The sequence below is a fragment of the Acinetobacter sp. LipI_23 genome (assembly GCF_058243045.1).
Window position 1 is genome coordinate 2,234,875 of record NZ_JBZAYJ010000001.1, and the last position, 18,582, is coordinate 2,253,456.

18 protein-coding genes are annotated in these 18,582 nt (G+C 42.8%); 7 read left to right on the top strand and 11 right to left on the bottom strand.

From position 1 onward, the window contains the following. The first annotated feature begins 1 nt into the window (after nucleotide 1). The 3 genes from thiS to AC4CVD_RS10990 all read left to right on the top strand — a co-directional run bounded on the left by thiS (nucleotide 2) and on the right by AC4CVD_RS10990 (nucleotide 1,907). Nucleotides 2-199: a sulfur carrier protein ThiS gene (thiS, locus tag AC4CVD_RS10980; protein ID WP_004696245.1), complete on the top strand. Its 198-nt coding sequence runs from the start codon at nucleotides 2-4 to the stop codon at nucleotides 197-199. A 12-nt stretch (nucleotides 200-211) separates the two neighbouring features. Beyond that, nucleotides 212-997, top strand: coding sequence for a thiazole synthase (locus tag AC4CVD_RS10985; protein WP_078426210.1), 786 nt, complete (start codon nucleotides 212-214; stop codon nucleotides 995-997). Nucleotides 998-1,181: 184 nt separating this feature from the next. Then, nucleotides 1,182-1,907, top strand: a complete 726-nt coding sequence (locus tag AC4CVD_RS10990) for a hypothetical protein (protein ID WP_078426240.1) — start codon at nucleotides 1,182-1,184, stop codon at nucleotides 1,905-1,907. A 40-nt stretch (nucleotides 1,908-1,947) separates the two neighbouring features. Here AC4CVD_RS10990 and AC4CVD_RS10995 read toward each other — a convergent pair whose 3' ends face one another. The 3 genes from AC4CVD_RS10995 to AC4CVD_RS11005 all read right to left on the bottom strand — a co-directional run bounded on the left by AC4CVD_RS10995 (nucleotide 1,948) and on the right by AC4CVD_RS11005 (nucleotide 3,624). Beyond that, nucleotides 1,948-2,259 (bottom strand): putative quinol monooxygenase, encoded by a 312-nt coding sequence (locus AC4CVD_RS10995; RefSeq protein WP_078426211.1) that lies wholly within the window; start codon nucleotides 2,257-2,259, stop codon nucleotides 1,948-1,950. A 15-nt stretch (nucleotides 2,260-2,274) separates the two neighbouring features. Beyond that, on the bottom strand, nucleotides 2,275-2,856 hold the full coding sequence (locus AC4CVD_RS11000) for an NAD(P)H-dependent oxidoreductase (protein WP_078426212.1): 582 nt from the start codon (nucleotides 2,854-2,856) through the stop codon (nucleotides 2,275-2,277). Nucleotides 2,857-3,012: 156 nt separating this feature from the next. Continuing rightward, nucleotides 3,013-3,624, bottom strand: coding sequence for a glutathione binding-like protein (locus tag AC4CVD_RS11005; protein ID WP_004696236.1), 612 nt, complete (start codon nucleotides 3,622-3,624; stop codon nucleotides 3,013-3,015). A gap of 220 nt (nucleotides 3,625-3,844) precedes the next feature. On the opposite strand from AC4CVD_RS11005, the gene AC4CVD_RS11010 reads away from it, so the two are divergent. Next, complete coding sequence (locus tag AC4CVD_RS11010; protein WP_490753097.1) at nucleotides 3,845-5,287, top strand: SulP family inorganic anion transporter; 1,443 nt, start codon at nucleotides 3,845-3,847, stop codon at nucleotides 5,285-5,287. Nucleotides 5,288-5,347: 60 nt separating this feature from the next. Here AC4CVD_RS11010 and AC4CVD_RS11015 read toward each other — a convergent pair whose 3' ends face one another. After that, entirely contained in the window at nucleotides 5,348-7,801 is a 2,454-nt protein-coding gene (locus AC4CVD_RS11015; RefSeq protein WP_490753516.1) for an ExeM/NucH family extracellular endonuclease, read from the bottom strand. 193 nt (nucleotides 7,802-7,994) lie between these two features. Here AC4CVD_RS11015 and trmB point away from each other — a divergent pair, with 193 nt between their 5' ends. Next, complete coding sequence (gene trmB, locus AC4CVD_RS11020) at nucleotides 7,995-8,711, top strand: tRNA (guanosine(46)-N7)-methyltransferase TrmB (protein WP_490753098.1); 717 nt, start codon at nucleotides 7,995-7,997, stop codon at nucleotides 8,709-8,711. A 55-nt stretch (nucleotides 8,712-8,766) separates the two neighbouring features. Here trmB and AC4CVD_RS11025 read toward each other — a convergent pair whose 3' ends face one another. From AC4CVD_RS11025 to AC4CVD_RS11055, 7 genes are all read right to left on the bottom strand, one after another. After that, the gene (locus AC4CVD_RS11025; RefSeq protein ID WP_490753099.1) at nucleotides 8,767-9,552 is read right to left on the bottom strand and encodes a fatty acid desaturase family protein; all 786 of its coding nucleotides are present in this window, start codon (nucleotides 9,550-9,552) and stop codon (nucleotides 8,767-8,769) included. 123 nt (nucleotides 9,553-9,675) lie between these two features. Further along, nucleotides 9,676-10,449, bottom strand: coding sequence for a Rossmann-like and DUF2520 domain-containing protein (locus AC4CVD_RS11030; protein ID WP_490753100.1), 774 nt, complete (start codon nucleotides 10,447-10,449; stop codon nucleotides 9,676-9,678). 91 nt (nucleotides 10,450-10,540) lie between these two features. Continuing rightward, complete coding sequence (locus AC4CVD_RS11035) at nucleotides 10,541-11,338, bottom strand: thioesterase family protein (protein ID WP_490753101.1); 798 nt, start codon at nucleotides 11,336-11,338, stop codon at nucleotides 10,541-10,543. 53 nt (nucleotides 11,339-11,391) lie between these two features. Then, nucleotides 11,392-12,066 (bottom strand): class I SAM-dependent methyltransferase, encoded by a 675-nt coding sequence (locus tag AC4CVD_RS11040; protein WP_490753102.1) that lies wholly within the window; start codon nucleotides 12,064-12,066, stop codon nucleotides 11,392-11,394. Nucleotides 12,067-12,136: 70 nt separating this feature from the next. Further along, on the bottom strand, nucleotides 12,137-13,129 hold the full coding sequence (gene bioB, locus AC4CVD_RS11045) for a biotin synthase BioB (RefSeq protein ID WP_490753103.1): 993 nt from the start codon (nucleotides 13,127-13,129) through the stop codon (nucleotides 12,137-12,139). Between the two features lie 75 nt (nucleotides 13,130-13,204). After that, nucleotides 13,205-14,893 (bottom strand): AMP-binding protein, encoded by a 1,689-nt coding sequence (locus AC4CVD_RS11050; RefSeq protein ID WP_490753104.1) that lies wholly within the window; start codon nucleotides 14,891-14,893, stop codon nucleotides 13,205-13,207. Nucleotides 14,894-14,993: 100 nt separating this feature from the next. After that, nucleotides 14,994-15,620, bottom strand: a complete 627-nt coding sequence (locus AC4CVD_RS11055) for a TetR/AcrR family transcriptional regulator (protein ID WP_004982268.1) — start codon at nucleotides 15,618-15,620, stop codon at nucleotides 14,994-14,996. 148 nt (nucleotides 15,621-15,768) lie between these two features. Here AC4CVD_RS11055 and AC4CVD_RS11060 point away from each other — a divergent pair, with 148 nt between their 5' ends. Both AC4CVD_RS11060 and AC4CVD_RS11065 read left to right on the top strand, forming a co-directional pair. Beyond that, a complete protein-coding gene (locus AC4CVD_RS11060; protein WP_490747546.1) occupies nucleotides 15,769-16,941 on the top strand; it encodes an isovaleryl-CoA dehydrogenase in 1,173 nt (390 codons plus the stop codon). 36 nt (nucleotides 16,942-16,977) lie between these two features. After that, on the top strand, nucleotides 16,978-18,579 hold the full coding sequence (locus tag AC4CVD_RS11065; RefSeq protein WP_490753105.1) for a carboxyl transferase domain-containing protein: 1,602 nt from the start codon (nucleotides 16,978-16,980) through the stop codon (nucleotides 18,577-18,579). Nucleotides 18,580-18,582 lie beyond the last annotated feature (3 nt).

Consider the following 18,582-nt stretch of genomic DNA (forward strand, 5'->3'; position numbering starts at 1 on the left):
CATGCAAATTTATTTAAACGGCGAACTACAGCACACCGAATGTAAAAACCTGCTTGAACTGGTGCAAACCTTTGCACTTGAAGGCAAACGTTTTGCTGTTGAGCAAAACGAAAACATTATTAGTAAAAGTAAATTGGAACACACTCCAATTTGTGCAATGGATCGAATTGAAATTATTCATGCCGTCGGTGGCGGTTAATACGGAGTTCACATGCAAGACAGCCCTCTCATCATTGGTTCTAGATCATTTCAATCTCGTCTACTGGTGGGCACAGGTAAATATAAAGACCTGCAAGAAACCGATTTGGCCATTCAAGCCAGTGGCGCAGAAATCGTGACGGTTGCGATTCGTCGCGTCAATATTGGTCAACACCCCGGCCAACCAAACTTATTGTCCGTGGTCCCACCTGAAAAATACACCATTCTCCCGAATACAGCAGGCTGCTTTGATGCCAATAGTGCCGTGCGTACCTGTATGTTGGCGCGTGAATTATTAGACGGTCATAACTTGGTGAAGCTTGAAGTATTGGGCGATGAAAAAACGCTATATCCAAACATTACCGAAACATTGAAAGCGGCACGTACCTTGATTGACGATGGTTTTGAAATCATGGTCTATACCTCGGATGACCCAATTGTGGCGCAAGAACTTGAAAGCATGGGCTGCGTTGCCATCATGCCTTTAGGCAGTTTGATTGGTTCTGGTCTAGGAATTTTGAATCCACACACGATTTCTATTATTAAAGAAAATGCCAAAGTGCCAGTATTGGTGGATGCTGGTGTGGGAACGGCAAGCGATGCAGCCATTGCCATGGAACTCGGCTGTGATGGCGTGTTGATGAATACCGCGATTGCTGCCGCTCAGCAGCCAATTTTAATGGCTTCTGCTATGAAAAAAGCAGTTGAAGCGGGTCGAGAAGCATTTCTCGCAGGCCGTATGCCTCGCAAACGTATGGCCAACGCAAGCTCACCAGAAACAGGTTATTTCTTTAAATAATCTCTTAATCTGTTTTAAGCGATAAAAAGGATTCTTCGGAGTCCTTTTTTATTTATTTCAACACTAGGACAACACTTTATGATGACCTAGGTTGTAGGGACATTTCGCCACACGCTTTGATACACTCAACCATCTTTATTTATTAACATCGATAACCATATAAAAATGAGAGGAAACGATGCCCATGCAAAAATGGATCAGACCAACACTCATACTCAACACCCTATTTTTCATAACACTCACAAGCAATGCTTGGGCCAAAGCAGAGGCAAAACCGACTCTCAAAACGAGCTACCAATCTTTTGTGGCAACAAACTGGAAGGTTTTAGAAAAAGTCCAAGGCGATTTAAACCAAGATGGTCAAGCGGATATTGCCCTGATTATTGAAGACACCAATCCTGAACATTTCGTTAAAAATGATCGCTTAGGGAGTGATGTCCTCAATATCAATGAACGAAAGCTTTTGGTTTTATTGAAGCAAACACATGGTTATCAACTTGCGGCGACTAATACTACTTTGCCGACAGAAGGTGACATAGAGTCCCCTTGCCTCGCTGATCCACTCGGTGAGACTGAAGCGTTAAGCATTCAAAAAGGTGTGCTCAAGGTTCATCTGCACTACTGGTTAAGCTGTGGTTCGTGGTATGTGACCAATCACACGTATACCTTTCGATACCAAGACCGCACATTTAAACTGATTGGTTATGATGTCAACGATTTCCACCGTGCATCAGGCGACATCACGGCGCGAAGTATCAACTTTATGACAGGTAAAGTAAAAAATACGACAGGTGAAAATGAGTTTGCTGAAACAACACAACCTGTCAAAGTTCAATGGACAACACTCAAACAGCGCTACGCATTGAAACTCGAACAGGTTCAGTTCAATGAGCTACTGGAGTTTAAATAAACAGAGCAAAGAAAAGCGCTGTCAAACTCATATGCATCACTTATTGCGCTTCTAAAATACGAATTTGCACATGAGCAACTGCACCTTCGGTTGCTTGAGCATGTTGCTGCATATTGACACTGTGCATATGGGTTTCTAAATGCTGCATGCTTTCCCATTTTTCATACATCATGATTGAAAACGGTACTTTGGTTTGTAATGGACTCTCAACAGCAGGATGGTCGATATGCACATCATAGAGATGGCAACCGGGCTCTTGTAATACTTGCTCACGGATGTTGTTGAATGAATCAAGAACCGTTGTAAAATCTTGCTCTGAATGACAAATAATTTCAGCAATGACAGTTAACATGGTCACTTCTCCCGATTAAGCAAAAACTTGCGTCAAATGGTCACGGTACTGTGCCATATAGGCTTCAACGTCAGGTGCTTTAATCACATCATTGACAATAAACGTCGGTAAGGTTTGCATCCCTAAAAATTGATTGGCTTTGTGAAAAGGTAAATAAACCCCGTCGACCCCAACCCCATGGAAAAATTGTTCAGCATCATTAAATGCATCCATCGGTGCATTCCATGTCAATGACAGCATATAGTTTTTATCGTGAATCAGACCACCTGAACCATATTTTTTTGAAGCATCTGCACGTGAGCGACCATCATTGGCATACAGACTACCGTGCCCTTCGGTAAAGACATCATCGATATACTTTTTCACAGTCCATGGTGCACCCATCCACCAACCCGGCATTTGGTAAATCACGGTGTCTGCCCACAGAAATTTCTCCACTTCAACTTTTGCATCATATTCGCTGTCGGCGCGTGTCACTTGAACCTGATGCCCTAGGCCTGACAAGACCTCTTGCGCAAGTTCAGTTAGGGTATCGTTTAACTGACCATTCGAATGTGCAAAAGTTTTTGCGCCGTTAATTAATAAAATATTTTTCATGGGAAGAGCCTAAAAACCAAAATCTATGCAGGCACTATAAAGACTCTGTTCTGCGCTAAAAAGTAGTGAATCTGCAAAATATTGTTGACTAAATATCAATAATAAACTTTAAAGTATAAAAAAAGCGCCTTTCGGCGCTTCTTCAAAGCATCAAAATTAAGGAATTAGACCTTCATCTCGCATTGCAATTTGTACTGACTGACGTTCAGCCACTTTATTACGGATAAAGATAATATTTTTATACGGTGATAAATCATGTTCGATGCCATTTGACCAATTGGTGAGGACGAATAAATACGCATCTGCGGGGCCAAAATTATCATCGACCAAATAGTCATGATCCGACTCACCAATTTGTTTATCCATATAGCTGAGTAAACGATCAATCTCTGCATAGGCTTTTTCTTTGGCAGCTGCATCTAATGGCGCACCGAAGAAAACAGCATAAGCATCGTGCAATTCAGAATTTAAATAACCTAACCATTCTAAAACTTTGGCACGCCCCAAACCCGATGGCGGAATAAGATCTTGTTTTGGATCATGTTGTGCTAAAAATGGCAAAATGGCTACATTTTCAGTCAGAATCAAACCTGGATTAATCTCTAAAGCGGGTACATATCCTTTTGGATTAATTTCGTAATAATCAGCACCTTTTTCTGTTTTATGTGTTTTTAAATCTACTCGGACTAAATCAAAGTCAACATTAATTTCATTGAGGATAATGTGCGCCGCAAGTGAGCACGCACCCGGTGCATAATAAAGCTTCATATCTGATCCTTGTTATAACTCTATTCTCTGTTTTAAATGGCTTCTAACAAACTTTCAAGTGATCAAAACCTGTAAATTGCAAAAAAGCGTAAACGAAAAATCATTCGTTCGCCTATTGAATATTGTCTAATTCACATTTTTTTTCAAGTACAACAACACTGCAATTTGCAACAGAGTTGTTTTAACATAGCGCCCTTGTCCCTAAAAATGAATTTGATCTGTGATTAGCCTTAAAAAAGATGAATGGTTTTCTAACATTCGTACCGATGTTCTTGCTGGTTTAGTGGTAGGACTTGCTCTAATTCCCGAATCTATTGCTTTTTCAGCAATTGCAGGTGTAGACCCTCAAGTTGGACTGTATGCCTCCTTTTGTATCGCAGTGAGCATTGCTTTTTTTGGCGGTCGTCCAGCCATGATTTCAGCAGCAACAGGCGCCATGGCACTACTCATGATCACGCTGGTCAAAGAGCATGGTTTACAGTATTTACTGGCGGCAACCATCCTCACTGGTGTCATTCAGATCATTGCGGGATATTTTAAAGTTGCCAAACTGATGCGTTTTGTGTCGCAGTCGGTGGTGTATGGTTTTTTAAATGCACTGGCGATTTTAATCTTCATGGCGCAACTTCCAGAGCTCAGCCAAATGAATCACTGGGGTTATGCATTTATCGCTCTTGGCCTCGCTGTAATTTATCTGTTTCCCTATCTGCCTAAAGTAGGGAAAACCATTCCTTCACCGCTCATTTGTATTCTCGTCCTGACCGCTTTGGCGCTGTTTTTAGGCACAGATATGCGTATGGTCAGTGATTTAGGTCATTTCCCCGATACTTTACCTATTTTTCTACTGCCTGATATTCCACTGACCTTTGAAACGCTGCAAATTGTCTTCCCTTACGCCATCACATTAGCGACCGTCGGTTTGCTTGAAAGCATGATGACCACCACAGTAGTGAATGAAGTCACAGGTACTGAAGGTGACCGTCATCAAGAATGTCGCGGACAAGGTATGGCCAATATTGTGAGCGGTTTTATGGGCGGTATGGCAGGCTGTGCCATGATTGGACAGTCTGTGATTAATGTCAGCTCTGGGGCACGTACTCGGCTTTCAACCTTAGTGGCTGGTGTGTTTTTACTGTGTTTGGTGGTGTTTTTTAAAGACTGGCTGTCTTATATTCCAATGGCAGCTTTGGTTGCCATTATGATCATGGTGGCATTTACAACCTTTCAATGGGACTCGGTTAAAAACTTCTCTAAACATCCGCTACAAAGTAATGTAGTGATGTTGAGTGTGGTGATCATTGTCTTAGCCACACATAATCTTGCTTTGGGTGTCTTTGTCGGAGTTTTACTGTCCGCATTATTTTTCATCAACAAACTAGAAAGTACGGTTCATGTTCAGTCTGAACTGCATAACCATACTCGTCGCTATGTGGTGAGTGGTCAAATTTTCTTTAGCAGCTCAGAGAAATTCTTTCAGTTTTTTGACTTTAACGAACACATTCAGAAGGTTGAAATTGAACTCAGCCATGCTCATATTTGGGATATGACTTCAGTCCAAATGTTAAATGCGGTAGTTGAAAAGTTTGAAGCCCACGGTGTAGTGGTCGAGGTGTTAGGCTTAAATGAAGCCAGCAGCACCCTCATTGACCGTATCAGCTCATAAAGTTGAAACCATAAACAAAATAAAAGGGCGATGACGCCCTTTTATTGTCAATAAAGCGAGTTAAGACTGATGCTTACGACGTCTTAAACTGCCATACAAGGCCAAACTAATTAATCCTAATGCAGACCACAGCCCTGTACTTCCTGCACTGGTTTTATCCTCATCGTTAACCACTGCATCGTTTAAGTCTAAATCCACAATCACAGGGTCATGGTCAGAAGAGCGGTAAGCATCGTCCGCATAGAATGCAGCAATTTGCTCCTCAGTTTTATATTCTTCGTTATAGTCCAGTGCCGTCGGTTCATCTGCATTGATATGCCATGCAAATGCTTTTTTCACCAAAGGATAAAGTGCTGCGTCGGCAATCGCATGGTCTAAGTTGCCTGCACCACCATAACCTTGGGTATTACTGGCTACACCGAAGACATAGCTATAAGCTGCTTTCCCCTGACCAATTTTTTCATCATTCAACAATACTTTATAGTTAGCTTGTTCAAGCGCCAGAATTGGATCTTCTTTGGCATAGCTGTTCAGATCACCTAACAGTAAGACATTTGGTTTACTCACCTGTGTTGGATTCTTCGCGACCCACTGCATTAACGCTTGTACCGCTTTAACGCGGGTTGGATTCCAGCAACCTTGACCATCGCCCTGATCTGCCTCTATTGAGGTTTTATCATCTGGACAGCTACCTTTAGACTTCAAATGGTTCGGAATAACTGTAAAAGTCTTCCCGCCAGATAAGGCTTGAAAAGTTTGTGCCATCGTGACTCGGTTTTTCTGGCTCTGGTCATCAAAGACCGCTGCAACATTGATTGGTTTGACCCGCTTGGCGTTATAAATAATGGCAACAGCAATCGCATCGGTTCCAAGTTTGTCAGCATTCGGAGGCGTTACATATTTCCAATCACTCCCCAGCGCCTGAGCTAAATAAGCAACTGCGCTACGCTCACCATAACCATTGTTGGCAATTTCCATCAGGCCATAAACATCCGCATCAATCGCTTTTAATGCACTGACAATTTTCTGATGTTGCTTTTTAAACTCAGCCTCAGAACTTGCACCACGTTCCGTAGGAAAACCTTGCGCCAAACCATTGTCATAATTCAGTACATTAAATGCTGCGACACGAACTTGCTGTGTAGCCTTTGCTGGAACGCTTGCACGTGGGTTTGTCGCGTCTAAGACTTGTGGCGCTGTTGCCCCAAGCACAGGTTGAATTCGCCATTGGTTATAGCGGTACTCTAAAATGCCTTGTACATTTTGCAGTTGTACACCTGTACGTAAGGTATTTTTAGCACTAAAGGTCGTTGGCAACCACGGCATTCTATTCTGATTATTATAGCCATCATCCAAAATAAGTTTAGAACGTAAATTCTGTTGTGCCAGTGTTTTGGCTTCGGTTGAATGGGCAGGATATAGATTGGTTGGAATATATAAACGCGCAGGGCTTAAAGCCAACTGACCATAACGTCCATAGTCATAGTTTTCACTGACCGTTAAGGTTTGAGGAATATTGACCAACATGCCCTGATAACGTTTTGGTGCGTGGCCTGACACTTCAGTCAAATTATCAAAGGGCAAATTGATCGCCATTGGTTTAACCCAATCACTTGCCGAAGGATTACAGACATTAATATCGCTGCTTAAATCTTGAAGCTGTAATTGGTTTTGATAGGTTTTCAATTTGCCTTTGAAAATGACTTCCTGCCCTACTTGACCACCTGTCACGCTACTTGAAGAAGGCACATAGACAAACACCGCATTACTGCTATTGGCTTTGGCTTGAGTATCTGGGGTTTGAACAAAGAAACCTGAGAAACCATTGTTATAACGATAATCTGCCGTGATTACGCCTTTCACCACATATTCCACATCTTGCGCTGCACTTTGCAATGCCGCAATTGGGGTAGCTGTCGTACTACAGCTCACGGTGCTTAGCGGCGGTGCCGTATTTCCAGCCAGATAACTGGAAAATGCATCTCGATCTGACCATTTTTCCCATGCCGATGCCAAATCAAATGGTGCGGTAACGTCTATCCCCCTACTAGAAACATTATTGCTTAATAAAGTGCGTTTAAAGCTATTTCCCTTTGCAACACCACCCCATCCAGTGCTTGGGCGTTCACCCACTGTGCCAAAGCGGTCAATCGCAACGCCATTATGATAAAGAATCAAAGTGTCGTCACCATTGAAAGCTAAATTCGCCTGCTGTTGCACCGCATCACCTAGAGCTGCTTTTAAATCAGGATAACCGACCAAATAGTGTGCCTTACTCGCCAATTTCCCTGTCAAATTCACCGTCAAATTTGCACTGGTCTCACCATTTGCGTATTGCTTGATCTGATATTCTGCCAAGTTGACTGTCGTCGGATCTGGATTATAAATTTCCAACCCTTTCTTATTTTTGCTTCCATCTACATACTGACTCAATAATAGTTGTGCATAGGCAGGGAACGAACAACCCGCCAAAATCAGGCTCAGGCTTAATATCTGTGGCTTAAAATTTTTCATCATTTTTTTATCAGTTGGTTAAATTAGCTGGCAGGTTAATTTTTATTCGTTACATCATGATTAATAAATGATGACAATTTCTAGGCTGCGCAAACATGGTGGTGCTGAATTTAATAAATTCTGAGTAAAAAATTTGACTTGTCCTGCTCAGGACTTACAATACCGCTTTCGAATTTCTACATCTGCCAAAATTATGACGAATGATCAATTAGACCAGCAAGTCGTCGAGCTAGACAACTTAAATGAACACCGCGAAATTGTGACATTTATGCGTCGTTCATCTCCGCTGAACACCTCGCAACGTACTGCGCTTGAACAATATGGTCACATGATTTTGGAATACCCTGTAGGTGACCTACGCCAGCAGTTTGAACATCCAGAGCGTCCGCTCACGGTTGAAATCGGCTTTGGTATGGGACGTTCATTGGTCTTGATGGCGCAGGCCAACCCTGAACGCAACTATGTCGGGATTGAAGTGCATGTTCCGGGGATTGCGCAATGTGTGTATGAAGCTGGAGTTGCAGGTTTAACCAATCTTCGTCTTTTAGATGCAGATGCTATTCAAGTATTACGTGAAATGCCAGATAACAGCATCAACGCTGTGCAACTGTACTTCCCAGACCCATGGCAGAAAAAACGTCACTTCAAACGTCGCTTCGTATCCCATGACCGTATGCCACTGGTTGAGCAAAAGTTAGAAATGGGTGGCACATTCCACGCAGCGACAGACTGGGAACCATATGCAGAATGGATGATTGATGTACTCGATAACCGTCCAAATCTTGAAAATATGGCAGGTAAAGGCAAAAGCTACCCACGTCCAGACTGGCGTCCACAAACTAAATTTGAACGTCGTGGACTCGAAGAAGGTCATAAGATCAACGACTTCTTATTTAAGAAAATTAAATAAATTTTAGATCTTCAAAAAAATAGGGCCAAGTGCCCTATTTTTTATGCTTAAAATGTTAGAACACATGCCGAATTTCAACCGTTGGATCATGTTCATCCAAACGTTTTGCCAAAATATGTAAACGTCGTGTCGGCACTGCGGGAAACAAATGATGTTCCACATGATAAAACATGTTGTAGGTCACGACCCGTTTAAACTCATTACGCACAGTACGCGCCATATACACATGATCTTCCGTATCATGATGCACCGTCCATACCGCAAAAAATGCCGTCATACATTGCCCAATCAACATAGCACTGACATGGTATTTTAAAATACTGATATCCAAGATCACAGAAACCAAAAACAATACAATGACGTTGGCAACCAGTTCAGCAGACATCCATTTTTTCTGGGTTTTAGTCCCAACCTCAAAGGCTTTTTTATGTAATATCCATGGAAAAACAGGGCCAAAAAGCAAAGCTTGCCACCACTGCATGGTTGCACTTTTCGCTTCAATATCTTCGTCCTGCATACAGTGCTGATGGTGGCGGAGGTGATTAATTTGTACGGCATGCATCGAACCGAGCATGACGATGCTCAAAACAAACATGACCCAATGAGTCGCAGGACGGCTAATACCTAAGGCAAAATGAAAAGCGTTATGTACCTGTCTGAGTCCTGTTAAGAAAAACATAAACGAGCAAAACAGCGCCAAGACATACCACTGTAAACCTGCAAAAATGAAAGAGACGATCAACCACGGTAAAGAGATAAATAACTCACTGATCACATCGGTACGACCTAAATGAACGAGATCTTTCCACTGCACTTGTTCTAATAATGAATCTGAACGCATATACCCTCTATTTGTATTTATTTTAAGCAACACTGTACCGAATCTTAGGACATAAAAAAAGCCACGTTTTCAGTGGCTTTGCTTGTTCTTTGTGACTTGCTTCTTCGTTTATTATTTTAAATGTTAACTGTGACGTTGACTGATCTGCTGACTCATTAAGGCATATACTTCAGCAAGATCCGCTCGTTGAGCTTGCGCAAGCATCTGTTGATGCATCTGTAGAATATTCTGATCCTGACGCATCGCAGGGCCAGTTTGCATCTGCTTTGGGTCATTCTGTGTGGCTTTCTGCGCGGTTTCTAAGATCAAGGGATACAACAGACTAAAATCGACCTGCTCTGCATCCACCACTTGTTTTGCCATGTCATAACAATAATTACTAAAATTACAGGCAAAGACAGCTGCTAAATGCAAGCTTAGACGCTGCACAGAGCTGTAGCTATACACCCGTTGGCTCAGGCTTTCTGCCAGTGTATGTAGTCTTTGAAGATCCGTATTTTCAGTTGCTTCTACAAACAACGGTGTATTTGACCAATCAATTTCACGTTCTAAGCTAAAGGTCTGTAAGGGATAAAAAACTCCTGCACGTGCATGTTTCGTAGACAAAACTGAAAGCGCTGTACTCCCCGAAGTATGTACAATCAACACATTCGGCAGATATTCAGTCAAGGCCAAAATCACACTCGGAATAGACTGATCACTTACTGCAATCATCACCAAATCCACATCAGCATTTAACTGCTTAAAATGACTGACCGCCTTTGCATGTGCAACTTGCGCTAAATCCGCAGCTTTGTCGAAGCTTCGGCTATAAATATTGACGATTTCATGCTGAGACATCAGGGCTTTGGCCAAATGATGAGCCACCCGCCCCGCTCCAATTAAACTGATCCGCATCTTCATTTCACTATTTTAAAGTGCCTACAGCATGCCAATAAAAAAAGGATGAAGCAATTCATCCTTTTTTTATTAAATTGATACTGACCAACTAAAACTTACGCAGGGTCAAAATCTGTTCACTACGGCCAAATGGCCCTTGTTCATCGTGCAAAACCGCACTGGTTAAGCCAATACCATCATCACCATATTGCTGAGTCGCTTCCAAACCTAACCATTTCCCTTGGGGTAAACGGTATAAATGCAGTTGTAAGTCTAAATTGGGAAAGCCCCATCCAGATGCTGGATTTTGACGTGGCACAATACCATTGGCTGTATCCACCATACCCAATAAGCGCACAAAACTTGATGTGTCCTGAGCTTCCACCATGTCCAAATCATTATGTAACCAGACAATGCCTTTACCAGCACGGTGCCCTTCTGCCGCACGTGTCTCAATACTCTGAATATAACCACCCGGCCAACATTTCATCCCATCCCATACTGGCAAAGTTTCAGGATGTACAATCGATTGATCTTCTAGCCCTGCAATTGCACTGGTATCTTGCTTCATCATTTTCCAAGCACGGGCTACAATACAAGTCTTCCCATTTGCCTGCATTTCCGCCTCGATCAGTTCAATGGTTTTTCCAGCACGAATGACACGGGTATGCACGGTAAACTCACCAAAAGCGATCAGTCCAAAAATATCTAAACTCACGCGTCCAATGCGCATCTCATCACGTGGTTGAAACTGCTCTAACTCCGCACACAAAACCCCTGTTGCAGATGCCATGTGCTGTTCATGCGGATTCCATGCGCCTTGTGCATGAATATTGGAAAGATAAGATGCCGTACAGCTCCCATCACTGTGCTGTTCACGACTTAAAAGTTGATAATAGGCTGCCATGTGTATTCCTTCATTTTTATCTTTAAAATGTATCTTTTCACTGCCATTGGTTCTTACTTTTGTGCAAAAAAACCATAATAATTCAACAGTTGACTATAAGTTCGTACTTCATGAAATCCAACTTTAGTCAGAAGCTCTTGCATCTGGCTGGCCGAGATCAAATAAAAATCTTGTTGTAGGCGCTCAATCATTTTTTCACTCTGTACCACCGTCAAACCATTGCTCTGACATAAGGTTTGTAAAACCTTGAGTTCAGTGTCATCACTGGAACGCATCAGGTCATAGCTCAGTAAAATAGCTTGTGTTTTAAGACAGCGTAAAATATCGGCAAAGAAGAATGGCTTTGCTTCAAGTGGAATAAAATGCGCCACCAATATGGCTAAAGCGGCATCAAACTGTGCACTTTCCTGTAAGGTCGTCGTATCACCATGCACAAAGCGAACCCGCGTTAAATCACTATGGGTCTCGCTCAATAACTGCTGCGCTTTTTCAATCATGGTCAAAGATGGGTCAACAGCGGTAAAACTCCACGCCGGATGCTGCGCCAACAAATATGAAAGCTCATAACCTGTTCCACATCCCACAATCAATACATGCGCATGTTCTGGTAAATGTGTTTTTAAAATGGCTTGAATTTGCAGATGAACCAACTCATATCCTGGAATGAGCTTACGAATATGTTGATCATAACCATCCACTACAGTTTGACTCTGAAAGTCTTTCGCCATTTTATTGTTCACTCATCTACTTTTATTCGTCGCCCTAAATCTACACGTTCATGACCACATGTTCTAGCACTTAAGCCACAGCCATAGCATCGACCGTTAACTCAGCAAGTTGGGGTTTGGCTTTTTCTGCATGTAAACCCAGTTTTTGAAAGAGTTGTTGATCCTTGCCTTGTGCCGTATTTGGCGTAGTCAGCAATTTTTCACCCGAAAACAATGAATTTGCACCGGCCATAAAAGCCAAAGCTTGATCGGTATCGGACAGCGATTCACGTCCCGCGGACAGACGAATATAGCTTTTCGGCATAATAATGCGCGCTACCGCAATAGTGCGAATCCACTCTGTCACATCTAACTTTTCAACTTCTGCCAAAGGCGTACCTTGCATTGGAACCAGCATGTTGATCGGCACAGACTCAGGATGTATCGGTAAAGTCGCCAATTCAAACAATAACCCAATTCGATCTTTGGTCTCTTCGCCTAGGCCAACAATCCCGCCACTACATACTTTTAAGCCTGCCTCTCGAACATGACTTAAGGTATCCAAACGGTCATCAAAACTACGGGTACTAATCACATTAGGATAGTACTCACGCGACGTGTCTAAGTTATGGTTGTAATAATCGAGTCCTGCACCTTTTAAACGTTCGGCTTGAGAGGCATTCAGCATGCCTAGCGTCATACAGGTTTCTAAACCCAAAGCTTTGACTTCACGCACCATATCCAAGACATAAGGCATATCGCGCTCATGTGGATTTCGCCATGCCGCGCCCATACAAAACCGTGTAGAACCCGAGGCCTTCGCCTGCTGTGCTTCGCTAATGACCTTTTCAACCGCAATTCTTTTTTCAGCTTCAAGCTTTGAGTCATAGCGCGCAGACTGTGAACAGTATTTGCAGTCTTCAGGGCATTTACCTGTTTTGATCGACAGTAAAGTACTGACTTGAATGGCATTCGCTTCAAAGTACTGACGATGAATTTGCTGTGCTTGAAAGACCAAATCTAAAAAAGGCTGTTGGTAGATTGCTTGTATTTCAGCGCGAGTCCAATCATTTCTCAGGTGCATATGCTATTCCTTTTGCTTTTCACTTCGGACTTTCCTTTGGCTTTAACCCAGCAAAAGGAAAGTCCGTCTTCAACCTTATGCGATTTCTTTCAAATCCAGTTCATTACGCATAAATTCCTGCAATTTAAACTTCTGCGCTTTGCCCGAGGCTGTCATTGGGAACTCATTAAAAAACCGCACATAACGTGGGACTTTATTGTGTGAAATATGTTCCGCACAGTACTGACGGATCGACTCTTCAGTAATTTCATGATGCTCATGTAAAATAATACAAGCACACAATTCTTCACCATAACGCGCATCTGGCAGACCTATGACTTGGACATCGCTGACATCAGGATGGGTATATAAAAAGTCTTCGATTTCTTTCGGGAATAGGTTTTCTCCACCACGTATGACCACATCCTTAATTCGGCCTTTAATTTTCACAAAGCCTGCTTCGTCCATTTCTGCGATGTCACCTGTATGCATCCAGCGTGCTGAATCAATCACTTCTTGCGATTTTTCATGGTCTTCCCAATACCCCAACATTACCGAATAGCCACGAACACACAGCTCACCCAACTGACCGCGCGGTACAACTTTGCCTTGTTCATCAACAATTTTAATTTCAAGATGTGGATGGACACGCCCTACGGTTCCGACTCGTTGTTCAACTGAATCTGAAGTTGAACTTTGTGCACTGACAGGTGCCGTTTCAGTCATACCATAGCAAATGGTAATTTCAGACATATGCATCCGATCAATAACACGTTGCATAATTTCACGTGGGCACGGACTACCCGCCATAATGCCTGTACGTAAACTAGAAAGATCAAAATCATCAAACTGTTCATGCTCTAAAATGGCAATGAACATGGTCGGTACACCGTATGCGGCCGTACATTTTTCTTGCTGAATGGCTTTTAACGTTTCTAAAGGATTGAACACCGCCGATGGATAGACCATGGTTGAACCATGCGTAATACAGGCCAAATTGCCCATCACCATACCGAAACAGTGAAAGAGCGGTACAGAAATACAGACTCGATCGGCAGGACTTAAATGAATGGCTTCACCAACAAAATAACCATTATTTAAAATATTATTATGTGTCAACATTGTGCCTTTCGGGTTACCCGTAGTACCCGAAGTAAACTGGATATTGATGGTTTCATCAAACTGCGATTCGCTTGCAACGAGCTCTAATTGATTGAGCTGTCTCTTGCTGGGGGGAGTGAGCAAATCACTAAAACGATGTAACCCCGTATGTTGTTCTTCATCAATTTTAATAATATATTTCAAATGTGGCAGTCGCTCTGCCTTTAACACTTTATTTTCAGCACCTTTAATTTCAGGGGCAATTTTCATTAAAATATCTTGATAATTCGTGCTTTTAAATTGTGATGCAATGACTAAGCCCTTACAAGAGACTTTATTCAACACATATTCGAGCTCATTACTTTTATAAGCAGGATTCAAGTTGACCAAAATGATGCCCGCTTTAAACGCAGCAAACTGGATAATCGTCCATTCCACACAGTTCGGTGACCAAATCGCAAGTCGATCGCCTTTTTTCAAGCCCAGTTTTAGTAAACTACAGGCAAATGCATTGACCTGAGTTTGTAATTCCTTATACGTGAGTCTGACATTTTGATGCAGGCTGACAACAGCATCTAGTTCCGCATACTGCTGACAAGCCTGATCAAATTTCTCACCAATCGTCATGCCTAATAAGGGCTGACTGCTCGTTCCATAGGCATAACTTAACCGTTCTTGTGTCATCGAATCGATCTCCTTGATTCATTGTAATCTTGTTATTCAACTTTAATTGTTCTATGACTACTTCCCTTGAAACACCAAGCCTTTGTGTTCACACCTACTACTATTTTTCCTCCTGAACCTGAACTGCATTGACACAAAATTCGGCAATTTGTTTCACAAAGTAGTCTTTATAGTTTTGATCAAACATCACATTTCGAGACGGATTTAAAGGTTCAATCACCACAAAGGTCATGGCGCCGACCACACAAAGTGCTGCGGTATTTAAATCTTCAAATCCAAACTCACCGTTAATTTTCCCTGCGGCCAGTATTTCTTTGATGCTCTGTTTAATCAGCTGTTTACTGCGAAAACGTTCATGTTCTAACTCAGCATCGACTGGTTCAAACATGAGTGAATACGCTAGTTGGGGGCTATTCATGGCACGTTTCACAAACGTGGTTACCGCCTTGTCCAATTTCTGTTTTGACGAGAGCTCACTTTCAGCAATGTGATTTAAAATTTTCACCTCATGCTGAATGGCCTCAGACAAAACCTCAATTAACACTTGGCTTTTGTTATCGAAGTATCGATACACCAAACCACTCGAAACACCCGCGCGTTCAGCAATCGCTTGAATTTGTGCGTCCTTAATTCCCCCTTGAGCAATAAGTTCACGAGCGGATTGCAAAATCGCTTCACGATTTTGTTCCATTCTTTCTTGCATCAACGATGATCTTTTATAACTCATAATTCTATTCTCAACCAGATAAAATGAATTGTAAATCAATTTGTGAATTTTAGTTCACTTTTTTAAAAATTCGATGTATTGTAAAAATCAAGCACAACAAAAATGCTTTATCAGGAACAATAAATACACTCATAGGACGAATGAAGAAATGACCCTACAAAGCTTAAATTTCGGTTTAGATGAAACACTCATTGCACTGCGTGATTCCGTTGAGGCTTTTTGTGCCAAGGAAATTACTCCTATTGCGCAACAAGTCGATCAGAACAACGAATTTCCAGCTCAGTTGTGGAAAAAATTTGGCGATATGGGCTTACTCGGTCTGACCGTCAGTGAAGAATATGGCGGTACAGGTCTAGGTTATTTAGCGCATATCATTGCCATGCAAGAAATCTCACGTGCTTCAGCTTCGATAGGTCTTTCTTATGGTGCACATTCTAACCTATGTGTGAATCAAATTAACCGAAATGGCAGCGAGGAACAAAAGCAGCGCTATTTACCTAAACTAATTTCAGGTGAATACGTCGGTGCACTTGCCATGTCTGAACCAAACGCAGGCTCAGACGTAGTCAGCATGAAACTCAAAGCTGAAGATTGTGGCGATCACTTCCTGTTAAATGGTTCAAAAATGTGGATCACCAATGGTGGTGATGCTGATGTGCTTGTGGTGTATGCCAAAACTGATCTGCATGCAGGCGCTAAAGGCATGACAGCCTTCCTTGTAGAAAAAGGCATGGAAGGTTTTAGTCATGGCACACATTTAGACAAGTTGGGTATGCGTGGTTCGAACACTTACCCGCTGTTCTTTGACAACGTGAAAGTGCCAAAAGAAAACGTGATGGGCGGTGTAGGAAACGGCACGAAAGTGCTCATGAGTGGTTTGGACTATGAGCGTGCGGTTTTAAGCGCAGGTCCTTTAGGCATTATGGATGCCTGCATGGACACCGTGATTCCCTATATCCATGACCGTAAACAATTCGGCCAAGCGCTCGGTGAGTTCCAGCTAATGCAAGGAAAAATTGCCGATATGTATTCGACTTGGTTGGCATGTAAAGCGTTGGTTTATGCCGTGGGTGCTGAGTGCGACAAGGCTGACCATAGCCGTAGCCTACGTAAAGATGCAGCCAGTGCAATTTTATATGCCGCGGAAAAAGCCACGTGGATGGCGGGTGAAACCATTCAGACCTTAGGTGGAAATGGTTATATCAATGAATTTTCTGCAGGCCGTCTATGGCGCGATGCAAAACTCTATGAAATTGGTGCGGGAACTTCTGAAATTCGCCGTATGTTGATTGGCCGTGAACTGTTTAATGAAACAGCTTAACCCTCCACAACAATAAAAATGACAAGGATGTTCGTGATGAATCAATTACATAGCAAGATCAATATTCGAAGTGAAGACTTCAAAACCAACCAAACCGCGATGCAAAGCTTGGTCGATGACTTAAAGCAAAAAGCAGAACAAATTGCTTTAGGCGGTGGTGAAGCGGCGCGACAAAAACATTTGGCACGCGGAAAACTGTTAGCACGTGATCGTATTGATCAGTTAATTGATGCAGGCACGGCATTCCTTGAAATTGGTCAGTTGGCAGCACAAAACGTCTACGCAGACGATGTGCCTGCGGCTGGTGTCGTTGCTGGTGTAGGTCAGGTCAATGGTGTGACCTGTATGATCGTCGCCAACGATGCGACAGTAAAAGGCGGCACGTACTACCCACTGACTGTGAAAAAACACTTACGTGCTCAAGAAATTGCGGAGCAAAACCATCTGCCATGTATTTATTTGGTTGACTCAGGTGGTGCATATTTACCGATGCAGGATGAAGTTTTCCCTGACCGTGATCACTTTGGACGTATTTTCTATAACCAAGCACGCATGTCGAGCATGGGGATTGCCCAAATTGCGGTGGTAATGGGCAGTTGTACAGCTGGGGGTGCATACGTACCTGCCATGTCTGATGAAACCATTATTGTGCGTAATCAAGGGACGATTTTCTTAGGCGGCCCACCACTGGTGAAAGCTGCAACAGGTGAAGTGGTCAGCAGTGAAGACTTAGGCGGTGGTGATGTGCATACTCGCCTGTCTGGTGTAGCGGATCATTTGGCTGAAAACGACGAACATGCTATTGCCATTGCTCGTAACATCGTAGCCAACCTGAATAAAACACCACATACGCGTGCAACAGAGATTGAAGAACCATTATTTGATGCAACAGAACTGTATGGTGTTGTGCCAAGTGATGCACGCAAACCATTCGATATTCGTGAAGTGATTGCGCGTATTGTCGATGGTTCACGTTTTGATGAATTCAAAGCTCGCTTTGGCACCACCTTAGTCACAGGTTTTGCCAAAATCTATGGCATGCCCGTTGGCATTATTGCCAACAACGGTATTTTATTTTCAGAGTCTGCACAAAAAGGGGCTCACTTTATTGAGTTATGTACGCAGCGCAATATTCCCCTCCTGTTCCTCCAGAACATCACTGGCTTTATGGTCGGTCGCCAATACGAAAATGAAGGCATTGCCAAAAATGGCGCTAAACTGGTCATGGCTGTTGCAACTGCGAACGTACCGAAACTTACCCTTGTGATTGGTGGTTCATTTGGTGCAGGCAACTATGGTATGTGTGGTCGTGCCTATTCACCACGCTTCATGTGGACATGGCCGAACTCGCGTATTTCGGTGATGGGTGGTGAACAAGCGGCAAGTGTATTGTCGACCTTAAAACGAGACCAAATCGAAAAACGTGGTGAGTCTTGGTCAGTCGCAGAAGAAGATGATTTTAAACAACCCTTCCGTGACCAATTTGAACGTCAAGGCCATCCATATTATGCATCGGCGCGTTTGTGGGATGACGGTGTGATTGACCCTGCACAAAGCCGTCAGGTGCTCGGTTTAAGTTTAGCTGCAGCCTTAAATGCACCCATTCAACCGACCAAATTCGGCGTGTTCCGCATGTAGGAG